This window comes from Enterobacter sp. JBIWA005 (assembly GCF_019968805.1).
In the GTDB taxonomy this organism is placed as follows: Bacteria; Pseudomonadota; Gammaproteobacteria; order Enterobacterales; family Enterobacteriaceae; genus Enterobacter; species Enterobacter vonholyi.
Genome location: NZ_CP074159.1, coordinates 3,829,536 through 3,855,997, shown reverse-complemented (window position 1 = coordinate 3,855,997; position 26,462 = coordinate 3,829,536). Strand labels below are relative to the sequence as shown.

The window sequence follows — 26,462 nt, the reverse complement described above, 5'->3', positions numbered from 1 at the left end:
GACTCTACGACTATGGATACCCGTCACCCACCCGTTCGTTTCTCGCAGCGTCTGATCAGCTGGATTGTCTGCGGCCTGATGGTCTGGCAGCCGATGGCGCCTGCCGTCGCGGCGGCGCTCACGCCGGCCGGGCAGACCACGGTCGATCGGGCGGGGAACGGGGTGCCGGTCGTCAACATCGCCACGCCCAACGGGGCGGGTATCTCGCATAACCAGTTCGGTGAGTATAACGTCGGCAACGAGGGGCTTATCCTCAACAACGGTACGGACCGTTTAACCCGGACCCAGCTGGGCGGGCTTATCCAGAACAACCCCAACCTGCAGGCCGGGCGGGAAGCGAAAGGCATTATCAACGAAGTCACGGGCGCCAGCCGCTCGCAGCTGCAGGGCTACACGGAAGTTGCCGGCAGGGCGGCAAACGTCATGGTGGCCAACCCGTACGGCATTACCTGTAACGGGTGCGGATTTATCAACACCCCGAACGTCACCCTGACCACGGGGAAACCGCAGTTCGACGCCAGCGGTAACCTGCAGGCGCTGGAGGTGACGAAAGGGGCCATCACGGTTGAAGGGCAGGGGCTGGATGCCAGTAAAAGCGACGCGCTGTCGATTATTGCGCGCGCGACGGAAGTGAACGCCGCGATACACGCGAACGACCTGACGGTGACGGCAGGGGCGAACCGCGTGGGCGCAGACGGCAGCGTCAGGCCGGTTGCCGGTGAGGGCGCCGCGCCCGTGGTGGCCGTGGATACCGGCGCGCTCGGCGGGATGTATGCGAACCGTATCCGCCTGGTCTCCAGCGAGACGGGCGTGGGGGTGAACCTCGGCAACCTCACCGCGCGCCAGGGCGACATTCAGCTGGACGCGGGCGGGAAACTGACGGTCACGAACAGCCTGGCCAGCGGCTCTATAACCGCGAACGGCGCGGGGGTGGCCCTCAGCGGCAGCCATCAGGCCGGGGGGGCGCTGAGCGTGGCCAGCTCGCGGGATGTGGAGCTGAATAACAGCACGCTCGCCAGTCAGGCCGACACCACGCTGTCCACCGACGGCAGCCTGACGCAGCGCGGCGGCAGCGTCACCAGCAAAGGCGCGCTCAGCGTGGCGGCCGGGAAGGATATCACCCTGACGAATACCCGCAGCGGAAGCAATACCCGCGCGACGCTCAGCAGCGGCGGCACGCTGTCTTCCACGGCCAGCGCGGTCTCGGCAGGAGAAAATCTGGCCCTGAGCGGCGGGCAAATAGTCCTGGACGGCCAGAGCCGGGCCGATGCCGCGGGCGACGTCCGCCTGACGGGCAGCGCCGTCAGTAACCAGGGGCAGGTGAATGCGGGGCGCGACATTGCGCTCTCCGGCGACAGGGTGTCCAGCAGCGGCCAGCTGGCGGCGAAAGGCCGCCTTGACGTGAACGCGGGAGAGCTGACGAACGGCGGCACGGCGCAGGGTAACGACGTCACCCTGAAGGGGCAGACGGTCACTAACAGCGGTACCCTGCAGAGCGCCGGCAACCTGGCGCTGAGCGCCGGTACCCTGGAGCAGCGGGGCACGCTCAGCGCGAAAGGCAACGCGAACGTCACGGCGCAGCAGACCCTGCGTAACAGCGGCAGCCTGCTGGCTGACGGGGCGATGCGCGTGACGGCAGACGCGCTTGAGCAGAACGGCACCCTGTCCGGCGCGACGGCGCTGACGGCGCAGGCCGGCACCCTGACCAGCGGTCAGGCGTCCCGCACCACCAGCCAGGGTAACGTACAGATTACCGCGACCCGCAGCGCCAGCCTGAACGGGCAGACGGACGCGGCGGGGGCATTAACCGTCAGCACCGGCGACCTGACCACCGGCCAGGATGCGCACCTGCAGAGCGGGCAGGGGCTTACCCTGCAGGCGAAGAATGCCTCGCTGAACGGCACGCAGGCGGCGAAAGGGGCTCTGTCGGTGACGGCGGGCACCCTTGCGCACGCCGGGAAATCCACCGGTAACGCGCTGAGTTTTAACGCGACCGGCGACCTGACCAGCGGCGGCGAGCTCACCGCCAGCGCCATCGCGCTCAGTGGACAGAACATCCTCCAGTCCGGCGTCGCAAAAGCGGACCGCATGACCCTGACGGCCCCCGGGCGCATCACCAGCAGCGGTACGCTGGTTGCCGGTACGCTGGCGCTGGACGGTGCCTCGGTGGAGAACGGCGGGCTGCTGCAGGGGACCACCCTGCTCGACCTGAAGACCGGGTCGCTCACGAACCTCGCCGGCGGGTCGGTCTACAGCGCGCAGGATTTAACGCTGAACGTTCCGGCGCTGGCCAACAGCGGGCTTATCACCACCGACGGCACGCTGCGCATTAAAGGCGACACGCTGACAAACCAGGGTGAAATCAACGGCGTCAGCCTGAGCAGCGACTACCTCAGCCTGACCAACAGCGGGCGCCTGCTGGCGGACGACCGGCTCACCCTGAACGGCACTGCATTTACTAACGCGGGCAATATTGCGGCCGGCGACCTGCACATCACGGCGGACAGCCTGCAGAACCAGGGCACCGTCGGGGGGGACGCGGCCCTGACGCTCGGCGTGGCAGACCTCACTAACCGGGGTGCGCTGCGCAGCGGCGGAACGCTCACGCTTAACGGTGAAACGCTGGCCAACAGCGGCGAGCTCAGCGCCACCGCGCTGCTGCTGAGCCTGACCCGCCAGGCCAGCAACGATGCCGACGGGCGGGTGATTGCCCGGGACGGCCTGACGCTGACTACCGCCAGCCTGACGAACGGCGGCCTGATGGCCGGTACCGACGCGCAGTTTAACAGCGCGTCGGTGACCAACGGCGGCACGCTGCAGGGGACCCGTTCCCTGACGGCGACCGGGGCACAGCTCAGCAACCTGCAGGCGGGCATGCTGCTCTCCGGCGGCGCGCTCGGCCTGCGCCACACCACCCTGACCAACGCCGGGCTGCTGCAGGGCAACACCCTGAACCTGGCCACCGGCGAGTGGATGAATACCGGCAACGCGCTGGGGGAAGCGGGCGTGACGGCGGCGGTGACCGGCACGCTGACCAACAGCGGCAAGGTGCTCAGCCAGCAGGCGCTGGACGTCCAGGCCGGCAGCACCGGTAACCGGGGCCAGCTGCTGGCGAAAGTGCTGACCCTGCGGGGCGACCTGCAGAACAGCGGCCTGCTTCAGGGCAGCAGCACGCTGGCCTGGTCCGGCAACACCTTCACGAACCAGCCTCAGGGCCAGGTGACGGGCGGCGAGACCCTGACGCTCAGCGGACAAACGCTGAGCAACGCGGGCAGCCTGCAGGGGCGCAGCGCGACGCTTGACGCCGGGAGCCTGAATAACCAGGGCAGCGTTCAGACGCTGGACGCCCTGACCCTTTCCACGACCGGCAGGCTGGATAACACGGGCGCCCTGCTCAGCCAGAACCTGTTCACGCTGACGGCGGCGCAGCTGTTCAACGACGGCCAGCTGGCCGGGAAGGCGCTGACGGTGAAGGCTGCGCAGCTGAACAACACCGGGATTCTTCAGGGCAACGACACGCTGGCGCTGACCACCCGCGCGCTGAGCAACGGCGCCACCGGGCAGCTGATTAGCGGCAGTTCGCTGGACCTGTCCCTCGACACGCTCGATAACGCCGGCCTGCTGCTGGTGAACGGCGGGTTTACCCTGCGGGGCAGCGACCTGACCAACCGGGGCGATATTCAGGCGCAGGACCTGGATTTGGGCCTGAGCAGTGCCCTGACCAGCACGGGGAACATCGTTGCCACCGGAGATGCCGCGCTTCACGCGACGACGCTGACCAGCAGCGGCACGGTGGCGGGCAAAACGCTGACAGCTGGCGCGACGGAGCTGCGCAACAGTGGCCTGATGCAGGGCAGCAGCGCGGTTAACGCCGCCGCTGACCGCTTTATCAACGAGCAGAACGGCAAATGGCTCTCCGGCGGCGGCTTCACGCTGACGGGCGGAGAGCTGACGAACGCCGGTACGCTGCAGGGCGCGACGCTGGGCATGACCGGCACCACCCTCACCAACAGCGGCACGGTGAACGGGCAGACGGGACTCAGCGGCACGCTCGGCGGGGCGTTAACGAATACCGGGCTGCTGCAGAGCGGCGGCACGACCGCCTTCACCGCGGACACCCTGGCGAACCCGGGGCGCATCACTGGCGGTACGCTGTCCCTCACCGCCCGCGAGATGAACAACGGCGGGCTGATGCAGGGAACGAACGGCCTGGCGCTCACCGGCACCGCGCTGACCACGGGCGCGGCCTCGCGCACCCTCTCCGGCGGCATGCTGACGCTGGATGCAGGCCAGCTGACCACCCAGGGCACGCTGCAGGGGAACGGCGCGGACATCCGCGCCAGCGACTGGACGCACGGCGGGTCCCTGCTCAGCCAGGGAGCGCTGACGGCCACGACCGGCGGCACGCTGACCTCAGCCGGCTCGCTGATGAGCCAGGGGCGGGCGGATATCACCGCACAGACGCTGGATAACCGCGGGCAGCTCCTCAGCGAGGGCGATGTGACGCTCGGCGGCAGCACCCTTAAAAACAGCGGCACCGTGCAGGGGAACACCCTCGCGCTGCATCAGAACAGCATTAACAACCAGGGCACGCTGACCGGCCTGCAGAGCCTGACCGTTCAGGGGGAGCAGCGGCTGATGGCGCGCATGGCGATGGCCGTGCCGCAGCAGGCGCTGATTAACGGCGCAGGCGGCAGGCTTCTCACTCAGGGCGCGCTGACCATTGCATCCGGCGCGGTGACCAACGCCGGCAGCTGGCAGGCGCAGAACATCCTGCTTAACGCGCAGTCGCTCAGCAACAGCGGCACGGTGCAGAGCGCCGACGGGCTGCAGATGACGCTGGCCGACACGCTCACCGGAACCGCGGGCAGTAAGATCACCGCGCTGGGTGCGGCCACGCTGCAGGCCGCCACGCTGGCGAACCAGGGGCAGTGGGCGGCGAAAAACCTGACGCTGACGGGCGGCACGCTCAGCAACAGCGGCGCCATCAGCGGCGTGAATGGCCTGACCCTCAGCCAGACCGGCGCGGTCAGCCAGCAGTCGACCGGCACCCTGCTCTCCGGCGGGGCGCTGAACGTCACGGCGGCCTCCGTCACCAGCGAGGGCAAAATGCAGGGGAGCACGCTCGGCATCACCACCGGGGCGCTCACCAACAACGGACGTCTGCAGGGCGATAACGGCGCGACGCTGGCCCTCAGCGGGACGCTGACCAACAGCAGCGGAGGCGAAATCGTCAGCCGCGATGCGCTGACGCTGACCACGCCCGCGCTGTTTAATTACGGCCTTATCCAGGGCGGCGGCGAGACGCGCGTGACCGCCTCCTCGCAGGCGCGTAACGACGGCAGGCTTCTTTCCGGCGCGCGCCTGACGCTCGGCACGCCGCAGTTCACCGGCACCGGCTGGCTGCAGGCCACCGACCTGATCCTGAATGCGGCAAACGCTACCAACGGCGGCACGTGGGTGGCCGACCGGGCCACCCTGACCGGCACCGCGTTTGCCAGCCAGGGCACCACCCAGGCGGGACAGCTGACGGTTAACTACGGCCAGCTGAACAACAGTGGCACGCTGCTCGGCAACGCGCAGCTGAACATTAATGCCGACCAGGTAACCCAGAGCGCGGGCGGCAGGCTGCTGAGCGGCGGCAACCTGTGGCTGCAGAGCCGGGGGCTGGACCTGACCGGCCAGCTGGTCTCCCTGGGGGACTTAACGCTGCAGCTGACGAACGCGTTTACCAGCCGGACCGCCGTGGCGGCAGGCAGAACCCTGACCATCAGCAGCGGCGGCGACATCGATAACCGCAGCGTGCTGCAGGGGCAGGCGGTTAACCTCAGCGCGGGCGGGCAGCTCAGCAACAACGGACAAATCACCACCGGCGGCGGCGCGAGCACGCTCTCCGGCAGCAGCGTGGCGCTGAACGCCGCGGGCTCGGTGCAGGGCGGAGGCGACATCACCGTTGCCAGCCGGAGCAATATTACCGTGGACGGCTTCACCGGCACGCGCGGCTCGCTGACCCTGAGCGCGCCGGGGTCCATCGTCAACACCGCGCTGCTGTACGCGGCGAATAACCTGGCGCTGTTTGCCGACAGCATCACCAACCAGCGCGGCGACATCATGGCGGGGAATAACCTGTGGATGCAGCGGGATGCAGCGGGGAATGCGAACAGCCAGGTGGTGAACACGTCGGGGAATATTGAGACGCAGAATGGGGATATTACAATTAAAACTAATCGTTTTTTTAATCATTACGAAATTTTTGATGTAAAAACAGAAAGCAGTAGTCCGACTAATTCAGGGGACTTAAATAAACAATTACCTTCCAATGCCCATTTTGGGGAGGACAGTAAAGGTCCTTACATTGAAGTTAAGATGCATATTGATCTTATACCCGATGAAGTTGTACTCAGTAACGGACCGGAAGAAAATGTAACTATACACACGCAAGGTACCGCAGGGAGACTTTCTGCAGGAAAAGATTTGAATATTTCCAGCAATGAGCTTATTAATCAGGCCAGTAATATGCTGGCAACTGGCAATATCAATATTTCCGGAAATCAGTTAAATAATCAAAGTTACCAGTCTGGTAAAAGCTCCAGTGAAATTGTTTCCCAATTATCCACTATGTCAGGCTCCGATGGTGATTTCCCTACGGTTGTTTACAGGCCTAAGAGTTCTTCAGGTTCTGTTCCTGATGGCCCCGTTTACCGCGCTGTTATTCAAGCCGGCGGTAACGTTAATGCAAACTTTACCAGCAATATCAGCAACACTAATACCACCGCCAATGCAGGTGGCGTCAGCAACGTCATCTCCACGCCGTCGCTGAACACCCTCAGCAACCAGAGTGTCGGCAGCGGCGTGCAAAAACAGGGGCTGAACGCTACCGGCACCGTGGCGGTGAACTCGCCGCAGTGGAACGATCGGCTCCAGGGTGCGCTGCAGCAGCTTAACGGCGGCGGCGCGCTGGAAAACGGCGGCGCGTCCGGCACGCCTCTCAGCAACATTGCCACCACACAAAAAGGCAACGCGAACCTCGGCCAGCTGGGCGCACTGGCGAACGCCGGGGTCACCACCGCCGATCTCCGAACCGCTCAGGGCGGAGCCGTCGGGCATTATCAGGGCCAGCGCGTCGATACCAGCGCTTACCCGCTGCCGTCGGGCAACAACGGCTATTTTGTCTTCTCCGACAACCCGAAAAGCCCGTACCTGATCGGCATCAACCCGAAACTGAACGGTCTCGGACAGCTTGATCCCGCCCTGTTTGCCGACCTGAACGCGATGCTCGGGATCAAACCGTCGTCCACGGCGCCGCAGGAGACGCGGCTGGCGTTTACGGACGAGAAGCAGTTCCTCGGCTCGTCTTACATGCTGGGCCGCCTCAACCTGAACCCGGACTACGATTACCGCTTCCTCGGCGATGCGGCGTTCGATACCCGCTACGTTTCCAACGTGGTGCTCAACCAGACCGGTAACCGTTACCTGAACGGCATCGGCTCCGATCTGGATCAGATGCGCTATCTGATGGACAACGCCGCGGCGGCGCAGCAGTCGCTGGGCCTGCAGTTTGGCGTCTCGCTGACCGCCGATCAGATTGCCGCGCTCGACCACAGCCTGCTGTGGTGGGAGAAAGCCACCGTCAACGGCGAAACGGTGATGGTACCGAAACTCTACCTGTCGCCGAAGGACGTCACCGTCAACAACGGCAGCGTGATCGCGGGCAACAACGTCACCCTGAAGGGCGGCAGCATCACCAACGGCGGCAGCACGCTGCTGGCGCAAAACAGCCTGACGCTCGACAGCCAGAACAGCATCAGCAACCTCAGCAACGGCCTGATGAAAGCGGGCGGCGACCTGAACCTGAGCGCCATCGGCGATATCAATAACATCAGCTCCACCATCAGCGGCAAAACGGTCGCGCTGGAAAGCCTGGACGGCAGCATCAATAACCTGACCCAGGTTGAGCAGATTGATATCAACGCCGGCGGGAAGTACGGCAACATCGGCCTGAAGGACACCCTGCTGGGCAATACGGCGTCCATTACCGCGCAGGATGGTCTGTCCCTTGAGGCGGGTAAAAACATCACCGTCACCGGCGCGAACCTGGCCTCCGGCGGCGATATGCTGCTGAACGCGTGGGGCGATATTGCCGTCAACGCGAATCAGATCAACGACGCATTCAGCTCCAGCCGGGCGAAAACCAGCCGTTCGTCCGTCACGTATCAGGGCAGTAACGTCACCGCGGGCGGTAACCTGCTGGTGAATGCCGGGCACAACCTTGACGTGACCGCCAGCGACCTGAAGGCGGGCGGCAGCGCGGGGCTGAGCGCGGGCAACGACCTGAACCTGAACGCAGAGCAAACCAGCGAAAGCAGCCGGAAAGGGAAAAGCGAGTCCCACAGCACCGGGCTTGACCGCACCACGATTTCCGCAGGCGATAACCTGGTCCTGAAGGCCGGACAGGATATCAACGCCCAGGCCGCCGCGCTGGCGGCGGAGAAAAGCGTCGGACTGCAGGCGGGTCGCGACGTGAATCTGGCTGCAGAAGAGACCACGCAGGGCGACAGCTATAGGTCGGGCAATAAAAAAGTGATTAACGAGTCGGTTCGCCAGTCGGGAACCGACATCACTGCGGGCGGGAATGTGACCGTTGTCGCCGGACGGGATGTGACGGCACAGGCAGCAGATGTCTATGCCGCAGGCGATACAGCCGTGGCCGCCGGGCGGGATATCACCCTTTCCACTGCGACGGAAAGTGACTATGCGTACCGGGAGAAGAAAAAGACATCCGGTGGGTTCCTCAGCAAGAAAACCACTCACACCATCCACGAAGAAACGCATACGCGTGAGAAAGGTACGCAGCTTTCCGGTGACAACGTTGCTCTCCGGGCTGGTAACAACCTGACGGTGCAGGGCTCGTCAGTTGCCGCTGAGCGTGATGTGGCTCTGAAGGCTGGAAATAATCTGACCGTGGAGGCAGCAACCAACACCGACACGTTCTACGACATGAAGAAGACGAAGAAATCCGGCGTTTTCTCCAGCGGGTCAGGATTGGGTATCACCATCGGGTCACAGTCTTCAAAAAGCACCCGACAGGGGGCAAATACGACGCAGAGCGATGCCCGCAGCACGGTGGGCACTGCTGGCGGTAATGTCATTATCAGCGCCGGAAATGACGTCCAGTTGAGCGCGGCAGACGTGGTTGCCGGAAGAGCGAAGGATGATTCCTCCCGCAAAACCGGCCATATCGATATCACTGGCGACAGCATCGCCATCCTTCCTGGACGGGATACGGCCACTGAGTCCATGAAGCAGGAGTCCAAATCGTCTGGCGTCACCGTCAGTGTGAAAGCGCCATTTGAAGACACTGTGCGTAACGTGCGCGATATCGTGCGCGGTAAGGGCAATAGTGGCAACAGCACCGTCGATAAAGTGAAGGGGCTGGGGGCCGAAGGCGGTGCGCTCGCGCTTGACGGACCAGGGCAGATGATGGCCATTTCCGCAGGACGCACCCGGTCTTCCTCTGAGTCGCACTACGAGGGCGAGTTTAACAGCGGCAGCCATCTTGCCGCCGCAGGCAATATCCAGATGACTGCCACCGGTAAACAGGGAGGCAGCAACAGCGGCAATATACTGATTGCCGGGAGCCAGGCTAAGGCCGGTGAAACGGTGATCCTCGATGCGAAACGTGACGTTGATATCACCACATCCACAGACAGCGAAAAATACAGCAACAGCACTAAAAATAGCGGCTGGAATCTCTCGAGCGCCCTGAGCGCCGGAAGTGCTGTTCGCGCCATCTTGGGTGGGGGTTCCCACGGCAATCAGCTTCTCCCGGGCGGGATGAGCAAGGCGGAGAGCAACAGTAGCGGCACCCGGACCACACAAAACGCGTCGGTTATTCAGGGCTCAGATATTTACGTTAACAGTCGTGACGGCAGCGTGAATATCAGCGGCAGCCTGATGAACGCCACGGACGATCTTCTGCTGTCAGCCACAAATGGGGATATCTCCGTTTCTGCCGGACGCGATACATCGCGCAGTGAGAGCAACGGCAGCAGCAAATTGCTGGGAACGCTGGGAGGCGATGGTTACAGCGCCACGGCAGGCTACCGCCATGAAAAAAACAGCAGTCGGGAAGATAGCAGCCTCGAAAACGGATTGCGCAGCCAGCTAAGCAGCAAAAACGGTAACGTTGTCGCGCAGGCCGGTAACGATCTCTCCCTGTCAGGTACGGATATCCGTGCCGGTAAATCGGTCTCACTCAGTGGCGAAAATATCCTCATGGGGGTGAGCCGGGATACCCGTGACGGTGAAAACCACAGCAGCAGCGCCCAGTATGGTGTGACGGCATCTGCTGGCGGCTGGGCAGTTGAGGCTGCAAAAGCCGCTGAGACGGCAGCCCGCAGCGCAGAAAACGGCGATGATCCACGGCTGACCGCCATCAGAACAGGTCAGTCGGCGGCAACCGCGGCGCAGGGCGCTATGTCGGACTCGTCGCTCATCAAGGCTAAAGTGTCTTTAACGGCGGGGACGTCATCTCAGGACAGTCATTACCACAGTACCGACACGCAGGGCACCACCATTAATGCCGGCGAGAATGTCTCTGTTCGTGCCGGAAATGACATTGCCGGTATGGGGGTACAGATCGCGGGTAAACACGTGGCGCTGGATGCGGGGCGGGATATTCTGCTGTCTTCCTCCCAGAACACAACCCACTCTGAGAGTAAAAACAGCGGCAGCCAGTTCAGCGTCGGTGTCGGTGTGAGCCTGATTGGTGCGCAAAACGGTATCTCGGTGGAGCTGGGAGCGTCACAGCATAAGGGTAAGGAAAACAGCCAGTCGCAGCGCAATACGAACAGCGTTGTCCATGCTGATGAACAGCTTACGGTGAACAGCGGACGCGACACCATCCTGAAAGGTGCGGAGCTGGAAGGTAACCGTGTAGTGGTCAACACCGGACGCGATCTCACCATCAGCAGCGTGCAGGATACGGCCAGTTATGACAGCAAGCAGTCTTCGTCAGGCGCGTCCCTTAGTCTGTGCATACCGCCACTGTGTTATGGTGCCTCTTCCGGTAGCGTCAGTGCATCGGGTGAGAATATCACCCAAAATGGTAAGAGCGTTGCTGAACAGAGCGGGATATTCGCAGGCAAGGGCGGCTTTGCCGTCACCACAGGAAATCATACCCAGCTTGACGGCGCGGTGATTGCATCCACGGCGTCTGCAGATAAAAATAGCCTCGACACGGGTACGCTGGGTTTCAGTAATCTCCACAACGAGAGCCAGACCAGCGGCAACGGCTACACGGTGGCGCTTTCCGGCAGCGCGGGCGGCAGCGGAAACGGTGAAAACCGCAACCTGGCACCAGCCATCGGTACGGGCCAGGCAGAAGAGAGCCACACAGGCACGACCTCATCAGCGGTGAGTGGCGGTAGCATTGTCATTCGCAACCCGGCGGGACAGAAACAGGATATTGCTGACCTGAGCCGTGATACGGCTGATGCCCACCACGGCGTGGACGTGAGCGGTGATGTGCAAAAGGTCAGGGATAACCTGGCGGTCCAGAGCGAAGGCGCGGCGCTGGCCACCTCTGCGCTGGATGCTTACGGCAAGTATGCGGAGCAGAAAGCGCGGGAATCCAATGCGGCGCTGGGCGCGAAGCTGGCGTCAGAAGGAAAACTGCAGGGCGATACCCCGCAGGAGCAGGAAGCGTTCCTGAAGACGCAGCCCGGATATCAGAATACCGAGTACGGTCCGGGGAGTGCCTTCTGGACGAAGGGTAGCGCAGCGGCGGGATTACTGGCAGGTGCGCTTGGCGGTAACCTGAAGGCAGGTGCGGCAGCGGGGGCGGCCCCTCTGCTGGCGTCCCTGGTCAAGGAGCAGAAAGACCCGACAGCCCGTGCCGCGCTGCACGGTATTGTAGCTGCAGCGCTGACGCAGCTGAGTGGCGGGAGCAGTGCTGATGGCCTGAAGGCCGGCGCCATAGGAGCCATTACGGCCTCGGCGATGACCGACCATCTGGTCAGTGCGCTGTATGGAGATAAAAAATCCAGTGACCTGACGCCAGAGGAAAAACGGCTGGTCAGTAGCCTCGTGAGTATCGCGGGTGGTCTGGCGGGCGCTGCGGTGACGGATGGCAGCGTCTCCATGGCGGCGACGGCGTCAGAAACGGCGAAGGTGGAGGTTGAGAATAACTCGCTGGGTGTCGTTATACAGGGCGGTAAACTGGCTGCACAGGGATGTCTGAAAATTTCTGCTTGCCGTGATCGCCTGGTTGCCAGTGGTCTGGGTGCTTTACTTGGGATTGGTGCATCCACATCAGCAATGGATACATTGTCACAAGATGAGCAGTTGCATCTGATCTATGTGGCCTCGCTCAATGATCCTTCCCAGCTCAGTCAGTTAAATGATGCTCAGAAAGCGGCCTATGAGTCCCTGACAGGTAAGACAATCACCAGTACTGGTGGTACGCAGGTCATCAACCCGGGACCATCAAATACTGGTGGAGACCAGACTGTAACCGGAAATACGCCCTCCAACACAGGGAATAATAGTGTAGCAACCGGAGGGATAAATCATACTGGTAATACCAACGGTGATGGAGCGTCAAACAATAATGGCTGGACGACAACTACGCCTGTTCCGGATTCTCCTTCACTGGATGATCTTTTCTATCAGAACGAGAAGATCCCCGGCCTTGAAAATGTTCGCCCTGAAAATCCCGGTTATCCAGCCAATCAGAGTGTTATTGAAAAAATGAACGAACCTAAGTTTATTGCCTGGATAGGCAATACAGATTGTACGGATTGCTCAGATATCGCACCTAAGCTTCTCGATGCAGCTGGCGGGCACGGAAAAATTATTGAAGCAAGGCCGACGACTCCGTACAACTTAAATGTGTATGAAAATGGAAAAATTGTACATGAACAAGCTTTCCATCAGGTTTATACCGATGGTCAGTATGTTTACGATCCAAGAGTGTCCTTAAAACCGATTCCTAAGGGAGATTGGGAAAAACATATCAAATCTATAAATCAGGGAAGTGTTACGATCTCTGATAAATTACAGGGGTTAAAATAATGTTTCCGATAGGTAAGAAAGAAACAATCTTGTTGGACTTCATTGGTTCTCTTGGAAAACTGGAGTGGTTACATTATCAGAGCCGTATTGAAGATGAATGGATAAATGACCATTTTGAAAAAATTGATCGCTCTAAGTACCCTCCTTATACCAGTTTTCGTTTTGAAAAAGAGGTTCCAGAAGTTATCACCTTACTGGAAGATGCGATTCAATCGTATAAAGGTAAAGTTGAGTGGTGTATGACCCATCATCCGAAAGAGTATGGTACTGGTGTTAATCATCGTATTTTGCCTACATTTGTTAAAAATCTCAGAGCGAGTGAAGGTATGGAAGATGTTAACGAGTATATTGAAAACCATTATCCTGATTTTGGCCCAATCGCCTATGAAGATCTTGTTGGACTGACGGAGCATGTTCAATTAGTTTTCAAAAATGCTGGATATGGCGCATAAATTTTCTTTATATGCTCTGTAATAACATTTTGATATGGAGTCTTAAACCGTTATAAGTACGGACGGAAAAAAGTGTCAGGTGGCTATTTTAGTCCGAATGCCTTAACAATAATGGCTAGCGCCATCTATCCTGGCATCTGCGCATTTCTTTGTTTTGTAGACCCGGTAAGCGAATCGCTACCGGGCCATGGCAGATTAATTATTGACTCATCACCCTTTCGGGAACACCCAAACATGCTTCTCCGGCAGCGAAAGATGGCAGTGCTGCGGATCCCGAACCTCATGCCCATACGCACGAATGACAAAATCATCTCCCACCGTGCGGAACAGGTATTCCCAGCGGTCGCCGAGATACATGCTGGTAAGCAGCGGCAGCTCAAGCTGATTTTCCCCTGGCCCCTCGACTACCGCCACGCGCTCGACGCGGATCACCGCCGTGGCTTCATCACCGCTCTGCACCCCTTCACCGGCCTGACCCCACAGCACCCAGCCTTTGCCTTCGATACGCGCTCTGCCGTCGCGCACTTCGGTGACCTTGCCGTGCAGGCGGTTGTTGCTGCCCATAAACTCGGCGGTAAACAGCGTTTTCGGCGAGCCGTACATCTCCTGCGGCGTGCCCTGTTGCTCAATTTTGCCGTTGTTGAGCAGCAGGATGCGGTCGGATATGGACATAGCTTCGTTCTGGTCGTGCGTCACCATCAGCGCGGATAACCCGAGCTTGATAATCAGCTCGCGCAGGAACACGCGGGCCTCTTCGCGCAGCTTGGCGTCGAGGTTGGAAAGCGGTTCGTCCAGCAAAATCACCGGCGGGTTGTACACCAGCGCACGGCCGATCGCCACGCGCTGCTGCTGGCCACCGGAGAGCTGGTGCGGGTGCCGTTTGCCAAGATGGCCCAGACCAAGCTGGTCCAGCACGTCCTGCACGCGCTGCTGGATCTCTTTGGCCGGGACTTTGCGCAGCTTGAGCGGATAGGCCACGTTCTCAAACACGGTTTTGTGCGGCCACAGGGCATAGGACTGGAACACCAGCCCCAGGTTACGCTCTTCCGCCGGGACCTCGCTGCGCGGCGTGCCGTCGTAAACTTTATTGTTGCCAATCACAATCGACCCCTGGGTCGGTTTTTCCAGACCCGCGACTGCGCGGAGCAGGGTGGTTTTGCCGCTGCCGGAGGGGCCTAACAGGGAGACCACTTCGCCGCGCTTCAGGTTCATGGAGACACCTTTTAAAACAGGATTGTCGCCGTAGGTTAAGTGCAGATCGTCAACCGCTAATTCAATCATGTATTTTCACTCCGAAACGAAGGGCAATGCCCAGACCTACCACGACCAGCAGGATGTTAATGAAAGAGAGCGCCGCCACGATATCAATGGCACCCGCGGCCCAGAGGGAAACCAGCATCGAGCCGATGGTCTCCGTGCCGGGTGAAAGCAGGTACACACCCGTTGAGTATTCGCGCTCAAAGATCAGGAACATCAGCAGCCACGAACCGATAAGACCGTAGCGGGAGAGCGGGATGGTGACGTGGCGGGTGATCTGCCCGCGCGTCGCCCCGGTACTGCGCGCCGCCTCTTCAAGCTCCGGCCCTACCTGCAGCAGCGTGGAAGAGATAAGCCTCAGCCCGTAAGCCATCCACACCACGGTATAGGCCAGCCAGACGCTGAAAATGGTGCTGCGCAGCGAACGCAGCCAGACGATGACGTTTTCACGCATCCAGTCGGTCCAGGCGAACCCGGAAAGCCAGCCGGATTTCAGCGAGTTATCCAGCCACATCGGCAGGAACAGGAACACCCACAGGAACGCCAGACCCGCCAGCAGGCCAGGCACGGCGCGCGGCACCAGCACGCTGTAGTCCAGGAAACGCGTGGTGTTGTCCGGCTTGCGGTGCATGGCAATGCCGACAAACAGGTAGCACGCCACGGCCAGCGCGCCGCCAATCACGCCAATCGCCATGGAGTTAACGATGGCGCGCAGCAGGTTGGGCTGCGCCCAGATGGTGCGGAAGGTGTTCAGAGAAAGCTCGTCCCACAGCGAAACGCCCACGCCCCAGTTGGAGATAAACGCGCGCAGCACCACGCCGAGCAGCGGAACGCCGATAGTGACGGTGAGCCAGAAGGCAATCACCGCGCCAGCCACCCAGCGCCATTTACCCAGCGGTAGCGCGCGGGCCTGCGAGGCCTTGCCCTTCATGGTGACGAAGCGGTTGGCGGTGCGCATCAGGCGACGCTGGAGCATCACCAGCGGGATGGTGATGCAGATCAGCACCACGGCAACCGCCGCCATCAGGTTATAGGATGGGGTGCCCATCTTGTTCGTCAGCTTATAGAGATAGGTCGCCAGCACCATGTTGCCTTCCGGGTCGCCGAGGACCAGCATCAGGCCAAACACTTCCAGCCCCAGGAAGAACAGCAGCACGGTGGCGTACAGAATGGACGGGCGCACCATCGGCAGGCTGACGGAGGTCATCACCTGCCAGGGCGACGCGCCCGCGGTGCGCGCGGCTTCTTCCACGTCGGAGCCCACGCTGCGCAGCGCTGACGAGATATACAGATAGGCGTGCGGGACGTGCGTCAGGCCGGCGATGACCACAATGCTCGACATGTCGTAGATGTTCCACGGCACAAAGCCAATCAGCGCCTGAGCCCACTGGGAGAGAAAGCCCACCGGACCGGCGGCCACCACGTAGCCGAAGCCCAGCACCATCGGTGAAACGAAGATCGGGACCAGGATCAGCGGCTCAATCAACCGGCGACCGGGCAGGTCGGTACGCACCATCAGAAACGCCAGCACGCCGCCCAGCGGAATGGAGATAAAGACCAGCCCGAAAGCAAGAATAAAGCCGCTTTTCAGGGCCTTATAAAAATCAGGGTCGGTGAAAATAAATTCAAATGATTCAAAGCTCCACTCTTTTGACGGCGAAAAGAACGGGGCGGACAGGAAGCTCTGTATCACGATAAACGACAGCGGGGTGTAGATAACCAGGGCGGTTATCAGCACGACGATGCCTCGCGGCAGGCTTTGCCACTTTCTGCGTAATGTATTCATGGGGTATCCCTGGTGTTGCGGCCCAGAAAAACGAACTCAGTCGATAAGGGAGCGCGGCGGCCTGCGCCGCGCTCAGACGCTTATTTACCGGCGGCGGTACGCCACTCTTTGATGTACTCCAGGCGTTTTTTCGGCTGCAGGTATTCCAGCAGCGTTTCATCAACCGGAATTGGCTTCAGCGCGTTGCCGAGGATTTTGGTCAGGCCGTCGATATCATTTTTCCCTTCGATATCGTTACGAATGGAGGGGATGTCCGCCTGATTGGCCAGAATGTTTTGCCCTTGTTCAGACAGCACGTAGTCCAGCCACAGCTTCGCGGCATTGCTGTTTTGCGATTGCTGGCTGATGAACGATACGCGCGACAGCACCAGGGTGTAATCTTTTGGATAGGCAATGCCGAGCGAAGGATCGTTCTTCGCACGCGCTTCCGCGTAGGAACCGAGGATGTTGAAGCCGATCAGGTTTTCACCGGAGGAGACGCGCTCCATCATGGTGCCGGTAGACGACTGCACCGATAAGCCACCTTTGGCGACGTCGGCCAGGGTTTTGAAGTAATTAGGATCGGCGTTGTGATCCTGCACCGAAAGCATAAAGCCCAAACCCGATTTTTCGATGTCGTAGGTGGTGACTTTGCCCTTGAATTTGTCCGTCTGGCTGGCAATCAGCTTCGCCAGCGCGGCGTGAGAATCCGGCACGTCGCCGGCTGGGATCAGGCGCTTGTTGTAGATAAAGACCACCGGCTCATAGGTAGTGCCATAAGCCTTATCCTTCCAGACCGCCCATTTCGGCAGCTGGCTTTGCTCCGGCGATTTATACTCCATGGCGTAGTCTGTGGCGAGCTTCAGGCCGGTGTCCATAGAGGAGCTCCAGACCACGTCGCCGCTCACGCCGCCGGAAGCCTGTTCGCTGATGAAACGGTTGTACAGCTCGGTGCTGTTCATGTCGTTGTATTCGACTTTAATGCCCGGATAGGTTTTTTCGAAGCCCTGGATCAGCGGTCCGGCAGCTTTGATGTCGGTGGTGGAGTAAATAACAACCTTGCCCTCTTTCGTTGCGGCATCAACAACTTTTTGATACTCAGCAGGATAGCCCTGCGGCAGGGCAGATAGTGCAGAAGCAGAGAACAGTACGGTAGCGGTAAGCAGAGAAATTCGGAACGTGTTCGACATTATAGTTAACCTTTTAGTTACATTTGAGGAACTAATTGTCAACATAGCGTATCGGGCTCCACCCACAAGAGGGTGAAGCGGGCAATGATTCCGAAGTGTGATTGTCGCCGTCGTTTCAGCAATTAACACCATAAAATCCACGAACGTTAGCCTGTGAACAGTTCTGGATTACGGTTTATCGGGCGCTTTGCGGTATAACCTTCGCGGATGACCAATATTGCCATACAGCATTTCGACGCTGATTAACCCGCTCTCCACGCAGTATTCAAGGTAGCGACGCCCCGTGGTTTTACTGATCCCCACCTTTTCCACCACCTCTTCAACCGACATCGCGGTATCGGGATGCTCGGCGAACAGGTTTTTAATCCGTTCCAGCGTCTGGGGTTCAATGCCCTTCGTCGACGGCGTAATGGAGGCTTCCGCTGCGGGAAGATTAAACAGGCGATCCAGCGCATGCTGGTCGACCACCTTCACCTGCTGCACGGTGTGGATGAAACGCATAAACCGTTCCAGAGAGGCGTGCAGGCGCTGGAAAAAGACGGGCTTAATCAGGTAGTCAAACGCGCCGCTGCGCATGGCGTGGCTGCAGGTCTGCATATCGCTGGCGGCGGTGATGAAGATCACCGAACACTCATAGCTTTTCAGTAGCGGATTATCAATTAACTCCACGCCTTTACCGTCCGGGAGATAGTTGTCCAGCAGGATAAGCCGCGGCTGATGCTGACGAATCAGGCGGCATGCCTGCTCAATCGACGCGGCGATGCCCACCACGCGCAAATGAAAATTCTGCTCGATATACTCGCGATGCAGCTCCGCCAGGTGCGGCTCATCTTCAACGATCACAACGTCAATTGCTCGGGTCATGCTTTTGCCCATTCGGAATAAACACAGAAAAAATAGTCCCTTGTGGCGTGTTGTCGGCAATCTCAATAGTGCCGCCAGCCTTGTCGATATATCCTGCCACCAGATACAGGCCAATACCGTGCTCGGTGCCCACAATGTCGTTTTCGCTGTCCGGCTTGCTGCTGAATCCCTGGCGGAAAATGTGCGGCTTCAACGCATCGTCCACCCCGCAGCCCCGGTCAGCCACCTCGATCAGCAGCTCCTGGTTGCGGTCTGAAATGTAAAGCTCTACCGGCGCGGGGACCGGTGCTTTAAGGGTTGCGTCCACCGCGTTATCCAGCAGATTTCCAATAACCGACATCAGCTCCGTTTCGTTGAGCGTGGCGGGCATGCGGGTGAGCTGGCAGGCGGGATCAAACAGCAGCTCGATGCCTTTTTCGCGCGCGCTAACGTATTTGCCTAACAGCAGCCCACACAGCGCGGGAGAGGAAAAACGGGCGGAGACAAAGTCCAGCACCCGCTGCGCGCCTTCGGACTGCACCTGAATGTAACGGATCGCCTCGTCATAGTGTTTCATCTGCAGCAAGCCCACCAGCGTGGCGGTCCAGTTCAGCTGCTCGTGGCGCATAATGCGCAGGTTATCCGCATAGCGCTTGATCTGACTGAGCTGGCTGCTGAGGGTGTTGATGTCGTTTTTGTCGCGAAAGCTGTAGACCCAGCCGCTTTCAACGCCCGGTTCGACCTCAATCGCCACGCGGTTGACGATCACCTCGCGCTGGTTCAGCACCGCAATCTGGTCGTGGCTGCCAGCGCTGACCGAGGCGTAGCGCTGGGATAAAAAGCCCGGCGACGTCTGCAGAACGTCTTCCAGCGGTTTACCGATAAGTTCTTTCTCACTTTGCCGAATATCCAGCATTTCTCGTGCGGCGCGGTTAATTAAAATCAGCTGCTTCTCTTCATTGACGGCAAATACCCCCTCATACATGGCTTCTAATAGCGCGCGCTGCTGCAAAACCAGCTGAGCGATATCTTTCGGCTCCAGTCGGAACATCTGTTTTTTGAGATTGCGGGTAAACAGCCAGGAGAACATAAACAGCAGCAGCAGAAGAGCCGCGCCGTACAGCCCGGACTGCCAGAGAATACGGGCGTTAATATTGGCAATATAGGAGGTCAGATAGCCGACCGAGACAATACCAATCACCTGATGCTGCGCGTTGAAGATGGGCGCTTTGCTGCGTAGCGACACGCCAATCCCGCCCTGACGCACGGAAATAATAGTTTTGCCCTTTAATACCTCCGCGTTATCCCCGCCGATCATCGGTAAATTTATACGCTCCGGGGATTCAGAATGATAAAGGTGCTGTTCCTCGGTATCGCCAATCACAATATAGCTGGCATCGCTTTCGGCGCGCAGCGGCTGAATTAACCGGGCGATGCCGGGGATATCCCGGGCCGCAACCATTGCCGCCAGACCCGGCATCAGCGCGATCTGGCTGGCCTGAACCCGGGCGCGCTGACCGAGATCGTGATGGAGCTGCCGGTCAATAAAATGAAACAGGATCGTTCCCAGCAGAACTAACAGCAGGCAGGAGAAGCACACCAGCGCTAAAAATAGCTTTACCTGAAAAGAGAGTCTGCGTTTCATTCAACCTGCGCAAGTTATGCAAAAGTGACATTTTCCGAGCCTGACATGCGCCACTAGCGGACGCAATCTAACAAGAAAAGAGTTGTGACCTGGCTTTTCGTTTTCAACGATATAGCCAGCAGGATCCCGTCAGGCTATTCTTCATTCAGCACGATAATAATTACAGAGGCAATGTCATGGATAAAGAGCTACTGGATGCGGGTTACCGGGCCTATACCGGCGAGAAAATTGACGTTTACTTCAACACCGGGATTTGCAAACACTCTGGTAACTGCGTGCGTGGCAGCGCAAAGCTGTTTAATCTCAAACGTAAACCGTGGATCATTCCCGATGAAGTGGACGTTGAAACGGTTGTCCGCGTGATTGATACCTGCCCGAGCGGTGCGCTGAAGTATCGCCAAAAATAAGCGAGGAACCATGGATATTCTGGAAGGCCATAACAAGTTTTACGTCAATGATGCGAACGGCAACCAGGTCGCGGAGATTGTCTTCGTACCGACCGGCGAGCACCTGAGCATTATCGAGCACACCGACGTGGATGAGAGCCTGAAAGGGCAGGGCGTCGGTAAACAGCTGGTAGCGAAAGTGGTGGAGAAGATGCGCGGTGAGAACCGTAAAATTATCCCGCTGTGCCCGTTCGCGAAACATGAGTTTGATAAAACGCGGGAATATGACGATATTCGGGCGTAAATAACACCGGCGATGGCCGGTGTTTTTTTATCTCACCTGCTCAAAAAGCAATACCATCGCGATCAGCACCATTATCCCTCCCGATGCCATGCTTACCAGACGCGCCGCCTGTGGTCGGGTCGCCAGCACCGCTTTCGAACCATACCCCACCAGCAGATAGACCAGCGTACAGGTGATAAGGTGCATCATACCAAGCGCGGACATCTGCATCGCTATCGACCAGCTTCCGGTCGGGTCCGTAAACTGAGGAAGCAGCGCCAGGAACAGTAAAAACACTTTTGGGTTTAGGCCGCTAATGCAGAGTCCTTTCACCGCCCACTGCCTCCAGTTTCCCGCATGGTGGGTGGCCTTTTCCGGTGCGGCAGGGTGACGCAGCAACATTATGCCAAGCCACATGAGATACAGAGCGCCAGCCACGGTCAGCCCGGTCAACGCCAGCGGATGTTGAGCAATCACGACCCCCACGCCAGCCACCACAACCAGCGTGGCTAACAGATGCCCGGACATTAACCCCATCACCGCCGGTACCACGCGTCGCCCGTTAATCCCGGCGCTAATGGCGTAGGCCCAGTCGGCACCCGGCGTCATGATAAGCAGAAAAGAAACCACCCAAAAGCCGGCCACAATACTCATTTCCATCGTCCTGAAGACTCCCGCAGTGCGTCAAACGTTGAGAAAAAGAATATCGCTAACTCTGCGAAATAGGCTTTCAATGTTATGCTCACAAAACGGTGAAATTGAGAAAATCTTCCACATGGATAGCATCGATCGAAAAATTCTTGCTGAGCTACAGTCTGATGGCCGCTTATCCCTGACCGAGCTGGCGGAAAGAGTGAATCTGAGCCTCTCGCCGTGCCATCGTTGCGTGCGGGCGCTGGAGCAAAGCGGGGCGATAACGGGATACCGTGCCAGCCTCGACCCCGCCAAAATGGGATTCAACTTCCTGGCGATAGTGTTTGCGACGCTGAAGGAGGGTGACAGAAAGGCGGTTAGCGCGTTTGAAGCGGCGGTGGAGGAGATCCCGCAGATCGTGCTGGCGCAGCGCCTGTTTGGCGATCCCGATTATCTAATGCACGTCGTGACCCGCGACCTGTCCGCTTTCCAGAAACTCTACGACGAGAAGCTCTCCGCCATGCCCGGCGTGCAGCACCTTCGATCTACGCTTGTCATGAAAACGGTGGTGCAGGACAGGCCTTTTCCGCTGGAATCAGCTGGGCGAGACTGAGAGACATGCCCGGCAGAACGCCGGGCATGCAGGGCGTTAGCCGACAAACATCACCGACACGCACAGCACCCCGACGATCAGCGTCAGCAGGTTGCCAATGGAGCGGTACTGTTTCAGGGAGGGGATCAGATACGTCGACAGCGTCGGCATGATAAACAGGATCATGGCGATAAGCGGGCCGCTGATGGCGTAAATCATCGAAATGGCGTTCGGGTTAATGCAGCAGACGGCAAAGGTGATTAACGACACCCCCATAATGGAAATCGCGCGGTTAAAGGCGCGGCTCTTTTTCACCCCCACCTGACTGAGCGACGACTTCACGATCTCCGTCGCCCCTTCAATCACCCCAAAATAGGTGCCGAGGAACGATTTCGACATCGCAATTATCGCCACGACAATCCCGGAAATGCCCAGCCACGCCGGTGAAGAAGGCATCATCGACAGCGCGGACAGGATAGTCACCCCTTGCTCTTTGGCGGCCACAATGTACGACGGCGGAATTGAGAGCAGGCAGCTGAAGACAAAGAACAGCACGCTCAGGCAAATGATCAGGTACGCCACCTTCATGATCTTTTTACATTTATCCATGGCGCCATCGGCAAACTTCTCGCGACGGTCAACGGCAAACGTGGAGATAATCGGGGTATGGCTGAACGCAAACACCATCACCGGGATCGAAATCCAGACCTGGTGCAGCGTGTGGCGATCGACGGCCATCTGGCTGGTCAGCAGCGAGGGCTGCCAGCTGCCTATCAGATAGAGCGAGACAAACAGGAAATAGGCAATCAGCGGAAACACCAGGAAGCCCATCACTTTTATCGTGATATGCCGTCCCATCAGGAAGATCAGATTCAGGACCAGCACCACGCCCAGGCTGACCAGCACGCGAACGGCGGTATCAACCGTCAGGTGTTTCGCCAGCTGCTCCGTGAGCGAGTTGGTGATGGCCACCGCATAAATCTGCACCACCACAAAGAAGGCGATGAAATAGAGCGTGGTGATCAGGTTGCCGATCTTCCGGCCGTAATAGTGCGAAACGGCGCCGGTGATCCCCTCGTTGCCTTTCGTTTTCGACGACAGAATAAATTGCGCCAGCGCTCTGTGCGGCCAGTAGGTTAAGGGGTAGGCCACGAGGGCGGTAATAAACAGGACAATTGCGCCTGCGGAGCCCAGCTGAATGGGCAGGAACAGCGTTCCTGCGCCCACGGCCGTGCCGTAGAGAGCGAAACTCCAGAGAGTCTCATCTTTTGACCAAATTTTCGACATTAGAGCAACGTTTCAACTATCAAACCATCGGAATGGAGTGCAATTTACCATAGTTATGCACCGAGAGCGCAGTTGCTTCGAAGGTGAATGGCCGGAGCGGGCGTCCGGCCAGAAGGTGTTTAGCCTGCCAGGGCGCGCCGTTGCTGGCGACGCTTAAGAAATTTCTCGCGAAGGCAATCGTACGCCCAGTTATAGAACATGGTGTACGGCAGGAAGAACAGGAAGAAACCTATTTCCAGTGTGAATGCCTGCAGCAGGGTAACGCCCAGCACGGCGGCGACAATCGACACGCCAATCACAATAAACCCGCATTCAAACCCAAGCGCATGCAGCGCACGCACTTTTGCCGTACGTTTGACGTGCTGAACGGGCCAGAAGCGGTCGAAGCCGAAGTTATAAATAATGTTCCACAGCATGGCGGTGGTCGCCAGAACAATGGTCAACCCGCCCATTTCCACCACGGAACGCTGCATAAGCCACGCCGCGGTAGGGGCGAGGATCGCCGTCGCAATCCCTTCAAAACAGACAGCATGAAAGATCCGCTCCGGCAGTTTACGTTGGAGTGCATCCTGATGTTGCATAGCGATAGACCTCGTTAATTCGCCGGTATGGGCGTTGATGTGGCCTATTTTCATCGCTAAAGCTGATATATTAAAGATAGTATCCATCGCTAAAGTAGATAGGTTATGCGCTATTCACCCGAAGCTCTTAACGCGTTTGTCGAGACCGTTGCGGCAGGCTCTTTCTCTGCAGCCGCACGCCGGCTGCGCAAAAGCCAGTCGACGATCAGCACGTCCATTGCCAATCTTGAAGCCGATCTGGGCTTCGAGCTGTTTGACCGCTCTGCGCGCCAGCCGGTATTGACGGCCCAGGGGGAACAGGTGCTGGGCTATGTGCAGGCTATTCTCGCCGCCAGCACGCGGCTGGATGAGCTGGCGGTGTCGCTATCGGCGCAAACGGAGGCGCGTCTGACGTTTGTCCTTTCCGATACCCTTAACCCGGACGTGCTGGAAGAGATGATGAAACAGTTTGACGCGCGCTTTCCCCATACGGAATTCGAATGTCTGATTGGCGAGGAAGAGGACGTGATCGATCTGCTGCAAAAGGAGCGCGCGCAGGTTGGCCTCACCGAAGCGCGAGACGGTTACCCTACGGATATCGGCGCCATCCGGCTGCCGATGCAGACCCGCATGGCGATCTATGTCGCGACCACGCATCCGCTCGCCGGACAACATGACGTTCAGCGTGACGAGCTGCACGGCTGGAGGGAGCTGCGGCTGAGCACCTATCTTGAGCGCGAGGCGGAGATCGCGCGCGGGCCCGTCTGGTCAGCCCCGAATTACCTGTTACTCTTGAGTATGGCGGTACAGGGATTTGGCTGGTGCGTGTTGCCGTGCGCGCTGGTGGATGAATTTGCCGCCGCGAAATCCCTGGTACAGCTCAATGTTCCCGGCTGGCCGCGGGCGATCGGCATCGATCTGCTGTGGAATAAACGATCCCCTCCCGGCATTGCCGGAAGCTGGCTGCGGCAGTATCTGCAGGATGCGCGCTGATCCTTGTGATTAATCTCACTATTTTTAAACAATTAAGATAATTGCCAGTAACAATCCTCTACTATCGTCATGTCATTTAACACAGAGGTCGTGATGAAAGATGTCGTTATAGTGGGTGCGTTGCGTACAGCTATCGGCTGTTTTCAGGGATCGCTCGCGCGTCACTCCGCGGTTGACCTGGGCAGCGTGGTGGTGAAAGCGCTGGTGGAACGTAGCGGGATCGCAGCACATGAAGTTGATGAGGTGATCCTGGGACAGGTTCTCACGGCCGGTGCCGGGCAAAACCCTGCGCGTCAGGCGGCGCTGAAGGGCGGGCTGCCCAATACCGTCTCCGCCATCACCATCAACGACGTCTGTGGTTCAGGATTGAAAGCGCTGCATCTCGCGACGCAGGCCATTCAGTGTGGTGAGGCGGACGTGATCATTGCGGGCGGACAAGAGAATATGAGCCGCGCGCCGCACGTGTTGACCGACAGCCGGACCGGCGCACAGCTGGGCAACAGTCAGCTGCTCGACAGCCTGGTGCATGACGGGCTGTGGGACGCATTCAACGATTATCACATGGGCGTGACGGCTGAAAACCTGGCGCGCGAGTATGGCATCAGCCGTGAGGTGCAGGATGCCTATGCGCTAAGCTCGCAGCAAAAAGCGCGTGCGGCGATCGATTCCGGTCGTTTTCGCGACGAAATTGTCCCGGTCAGCACGCAGCGTCAGAGCGGCGAGCATGTCGTCGTAGATACCGATGAACAGCCGCGCACTGACGCCAGTGCTGAAGGCCTGGCCAGGCTAAACCCCGCGTTTGAAATGCAGGGCTCAGTGACGGCAGGAAATGCCTCTTCCATTAACGACGGCGCTGCCGCCGTTATGATGATGAGCGAAAGCAAAGCTCTTGAGCTCGATCTCCCCGTCCTGGCCCGCATTAAGGCGTTTGCGAGCGTGGGGGTTGATCCTGCGTTAATGGGGATCGCACCGGTCTACGCGACCCGCCGCTGCCTGGAGCGTGCGGGGTGGCAGCTTTCGGATGTGGATCTGATTGAAGTGAACGAAGCCTATGCCGCTCAGGCGATCTCCGTCGGAAAAATGCTGGAGTGGGATCCGCTGCGAGTCAACGTTAACGGTGGGGCGATCGCGCTGGGTCATCCTATCGGGGCGTCCGGCTGCCGGATCCTGGTTTCTCTGGTCCACGAAATGAAAAAGCGCAATGCCCGCAAAGGAATTGCCACGCTTTGTATAGGCGGCGGGCAAGGGGTGGCGCTGGCCATCGAACGCTAACCTCTTCTCATTAAAAAAACCTCCTCCGGGAGGTTTTTTTTCGCGCCCTTTTTCTCCTGGCGGCTTAATTGTGATCCGAACACCATTTCCGTTATAAACAAAAATAAAAATGAAACGTTGTTTTAAATTTCATTGAAAAGCCCACTTTATGCCGATAGTATGTGCTCATTATGAAAAACGGAACGCTGTTTCGTTTATTTCCGCCTTCGGGCATGACCACATCTGGAGGT

The 26,462-nt window shown here is 58.9% G+C and carries 14 protein-coding genes and 1 pseudogene; 7 read left to right on the top strand and 8 right to left on the bottom strand.

Annotation, left to right across the window (positions count from 1 at the left end; genetic code table 11):
* Positions 1-12 precede the first annotated feature (12 nt).
* Both KGP22_RS18210 and KGP22_RS18205 read left to right on the top strand, forming a co-directional pair.
* Positions 13-12,138 (top strand): annotated as a pseudogene (locus tag KGP22_RS18210) (hemagglutinin repeat-containing protein); the annotation flags it as partial.
* 935 nt (positions 12,139-13,073) lie between these two features.
* A complete protein-coding gene (locus KGP22_RS18205) occupies positions 13,074-13,526 on the top strand; it encodes a hypothetical protein (RefSeq protein WP_136195108.1) in 453 nt (150 codons plus the stop codon).
* Between the two features lie 210 nt (positions 13,527-13,736).
* Here KGP22_RS18205 and KGP22_RS18200 read toward each other — a convergent pair whose 3' ends face one another.
* The 5 genes from KGP22_RS18200 to KGP22_RS18180 all read right to left on the bottom strand — a co-directional run bounded on the left by KGP22_RS18200 (position 13,737) and on the right by KGP22_RS18180 (position 20,226).
* On the bottom strand, positions 13,737-14,807 hold the full coding sequence (locus KGP22_RS18200) for an ABC transporter ATP-binding protein (protein WP_023326018.1): 1,071 nt from the start codon (positions 14,805-14,807) through the stop codon (positions 13,737-13,739).
* The gene (locus tag KGP22_RS18195) at positions 14,800-16,569 is read right to left on the bottom strand and encodes an iron ABC transporter permease (RefSeq protein ID WP_149367474.1); all 1,770 of its coding nucleotides are present in this window, start codon (positions 16,567-16,569) and stop codon (positions 14,800-14,802) included. The genes KGP22_RS18200 and KGP22_RS18195 overlap by 8 nt, the downstream gene beginning before the upstream one ends.
* Before the next feature lie 80 nt (positions 16,570-16,649).
* Entirely contained in the window at positions 16,650-17,738 is a 1,089-nt protein-coding gene (locus KGP22_RS18190) for an ABC transporter substrate-binding protein (RefSeq protein ID WP_127732238.1), read from the bottom strand.
* A 168-nt stretch (positions 17,739-17,906) separates the two neighbouring features.
* Complete coding sequence (locus tag KGP22_RS18185) at positions 17,907-18,602, bottom strand: response regulator (RefSeq protein WP_111966105.1); 696 nt, start codon at positions 18,600-18,602, stop codon at positions 17,907-17,909.
* Entirely contained in the window at positions 18,586-20,226 is a 1,641-nt protein-coding gene (locus KGP22_RS18180; protein WP_111966102.1) for a sensor histidine kinase, read from the bottom strand. Before KGP22_RS18180 ends, KGP22_RS18185 begins: the two co-directional genes overlap by 17 nt.
* 176 nt (positions 20,227-20,402) lie before the next feature.
* Here KGP22_RS18180 and yjdI point away from each other — a divergent pair, with 176 nt between their 5' ends.
* Complete coding sequence (gene yjdI, locus KGP22_RS18175) at positions 20,403-20,633, top strand: 4Fe-4S mono-cluster protein YjdI (RefSeq protein ID WP_008499689.1); 231 nt, start codon at positions 20,403-20,405, stop codon at positions 20,631-20,633.
* A 10-nt stretch (positions 20,634-20,643) separates the two neighbouring features.
* On the top strand, positions 20,644-20,916 hold the full coding sequence (locus KGP22_RS18170; RefSeq protein ID WP_008499687.1) for a GNAT family N-acetyltransferase: 273 nt from the start codon (positions 20,644-20,646) through the stop codon (positions 20,914-20,916).
* Positions 20,917-20,943: 27 nt separating this feature from the next.
* Here KGP22_RS18170 and KGP22_RS18165 read toward each other — a convergent pair whose 3' ends face one another.
* The gene (locus KGP22_RS18165; protein ID WP_223580456.1) at positions 20,944-21,555 is read right to left on the bottom strand and encodes a LysE family translocator; all 612 of its coding nucleotides are present in this window, start codon (positions 21,553-21,555) and stop codon (positions 20,944-20,946) included.
* A 115-nt stretch (positions 21,556-21,670) separates the two neighbouring features.
* Here KGP22_RS18165 and KGP22_RS18160 point away from each other — a divergent pair, with 115 nt between their 5' ends.
* The gene (locus tag KGP22_RS18160) at positions 21,671-22,141 is read left to right on the top strand and encodes an Lrp/AsnC family transcriptional regulator (RefSeq protein WP_223580455.1); all 471 of its coding nucleotides are present in this window, start codon (positions 21,671-21,673) and stop codon (positions 22,139-22,141) included.
* A gap of 36 nt (positions 22,142-22,177) precedes the next feature.
* Here the strand turns inward: KGP22_RS18160 and KGP22_RS18155 are convergent, their stop codons facing one another.
* Both KGP22_RS18155 and KGP22_RS18150 read right to left on the bottom strand, forming a co-directional pair.
* Positions 22,178-23,407 carry an amino acid permease gene (locus KGP22_RS18155; RefSeq protein ID WP_111966099.1) on the bottom strand — a complete coding sequence of 410 codons (1,230 nt, stop codon included), beginning with the start codon at positions 23,405-23,407 and terminating at the stop codon, positions 22,178-22,180.
* A 119-nt stretch (positions 23,408-23,526) separates the two neighbouring features.
* Positions 23,527-23,988 (bottom strand): multidrug/biocide efflux PACE transporter, encoded by a 462-nt coding sequence (locus KGP22_RS18150; protein ID WP_149367471.1) that lies wholly within the window; start codon positions 23,986-23,988, stop codon positions 23,527-23,529.
* Positions 23,989-24,093: 105 nt separating this feature from the next.
* Here KGP22_RS18150 and KGP22_RS18145 point away from each other — a divergent pair, with 105 nt between their 5' ends.
* The gene (locus KGP22_RS18145; RefSeq protein WP_111966097.1) at positions 24,094-24,960 is read left to right on the top strand and encodes a LysR family transcriptional regulator; all 867 of its coding nucleotides are present in this window, start codon (positions 24,094-24,096) and stop codon (positions 24,958-24,960) included.
* A 93-nt stretch (positions 24,961-25,053) separates the two neighbouring features.
* Complete coding sequence (locus KGP22_RS18140; protein ID WP_111966096.1) at positions 25,054-26,232, top strand: acetyl-CoA C-acetyltransferase; 1,179 nt, start codon at positions 25,054-25,056, stop codon at positions 26,230-26,232.
* The last annotated feature ends 230 nt before the right edge of the window (positions 26,233-26,462 follow it).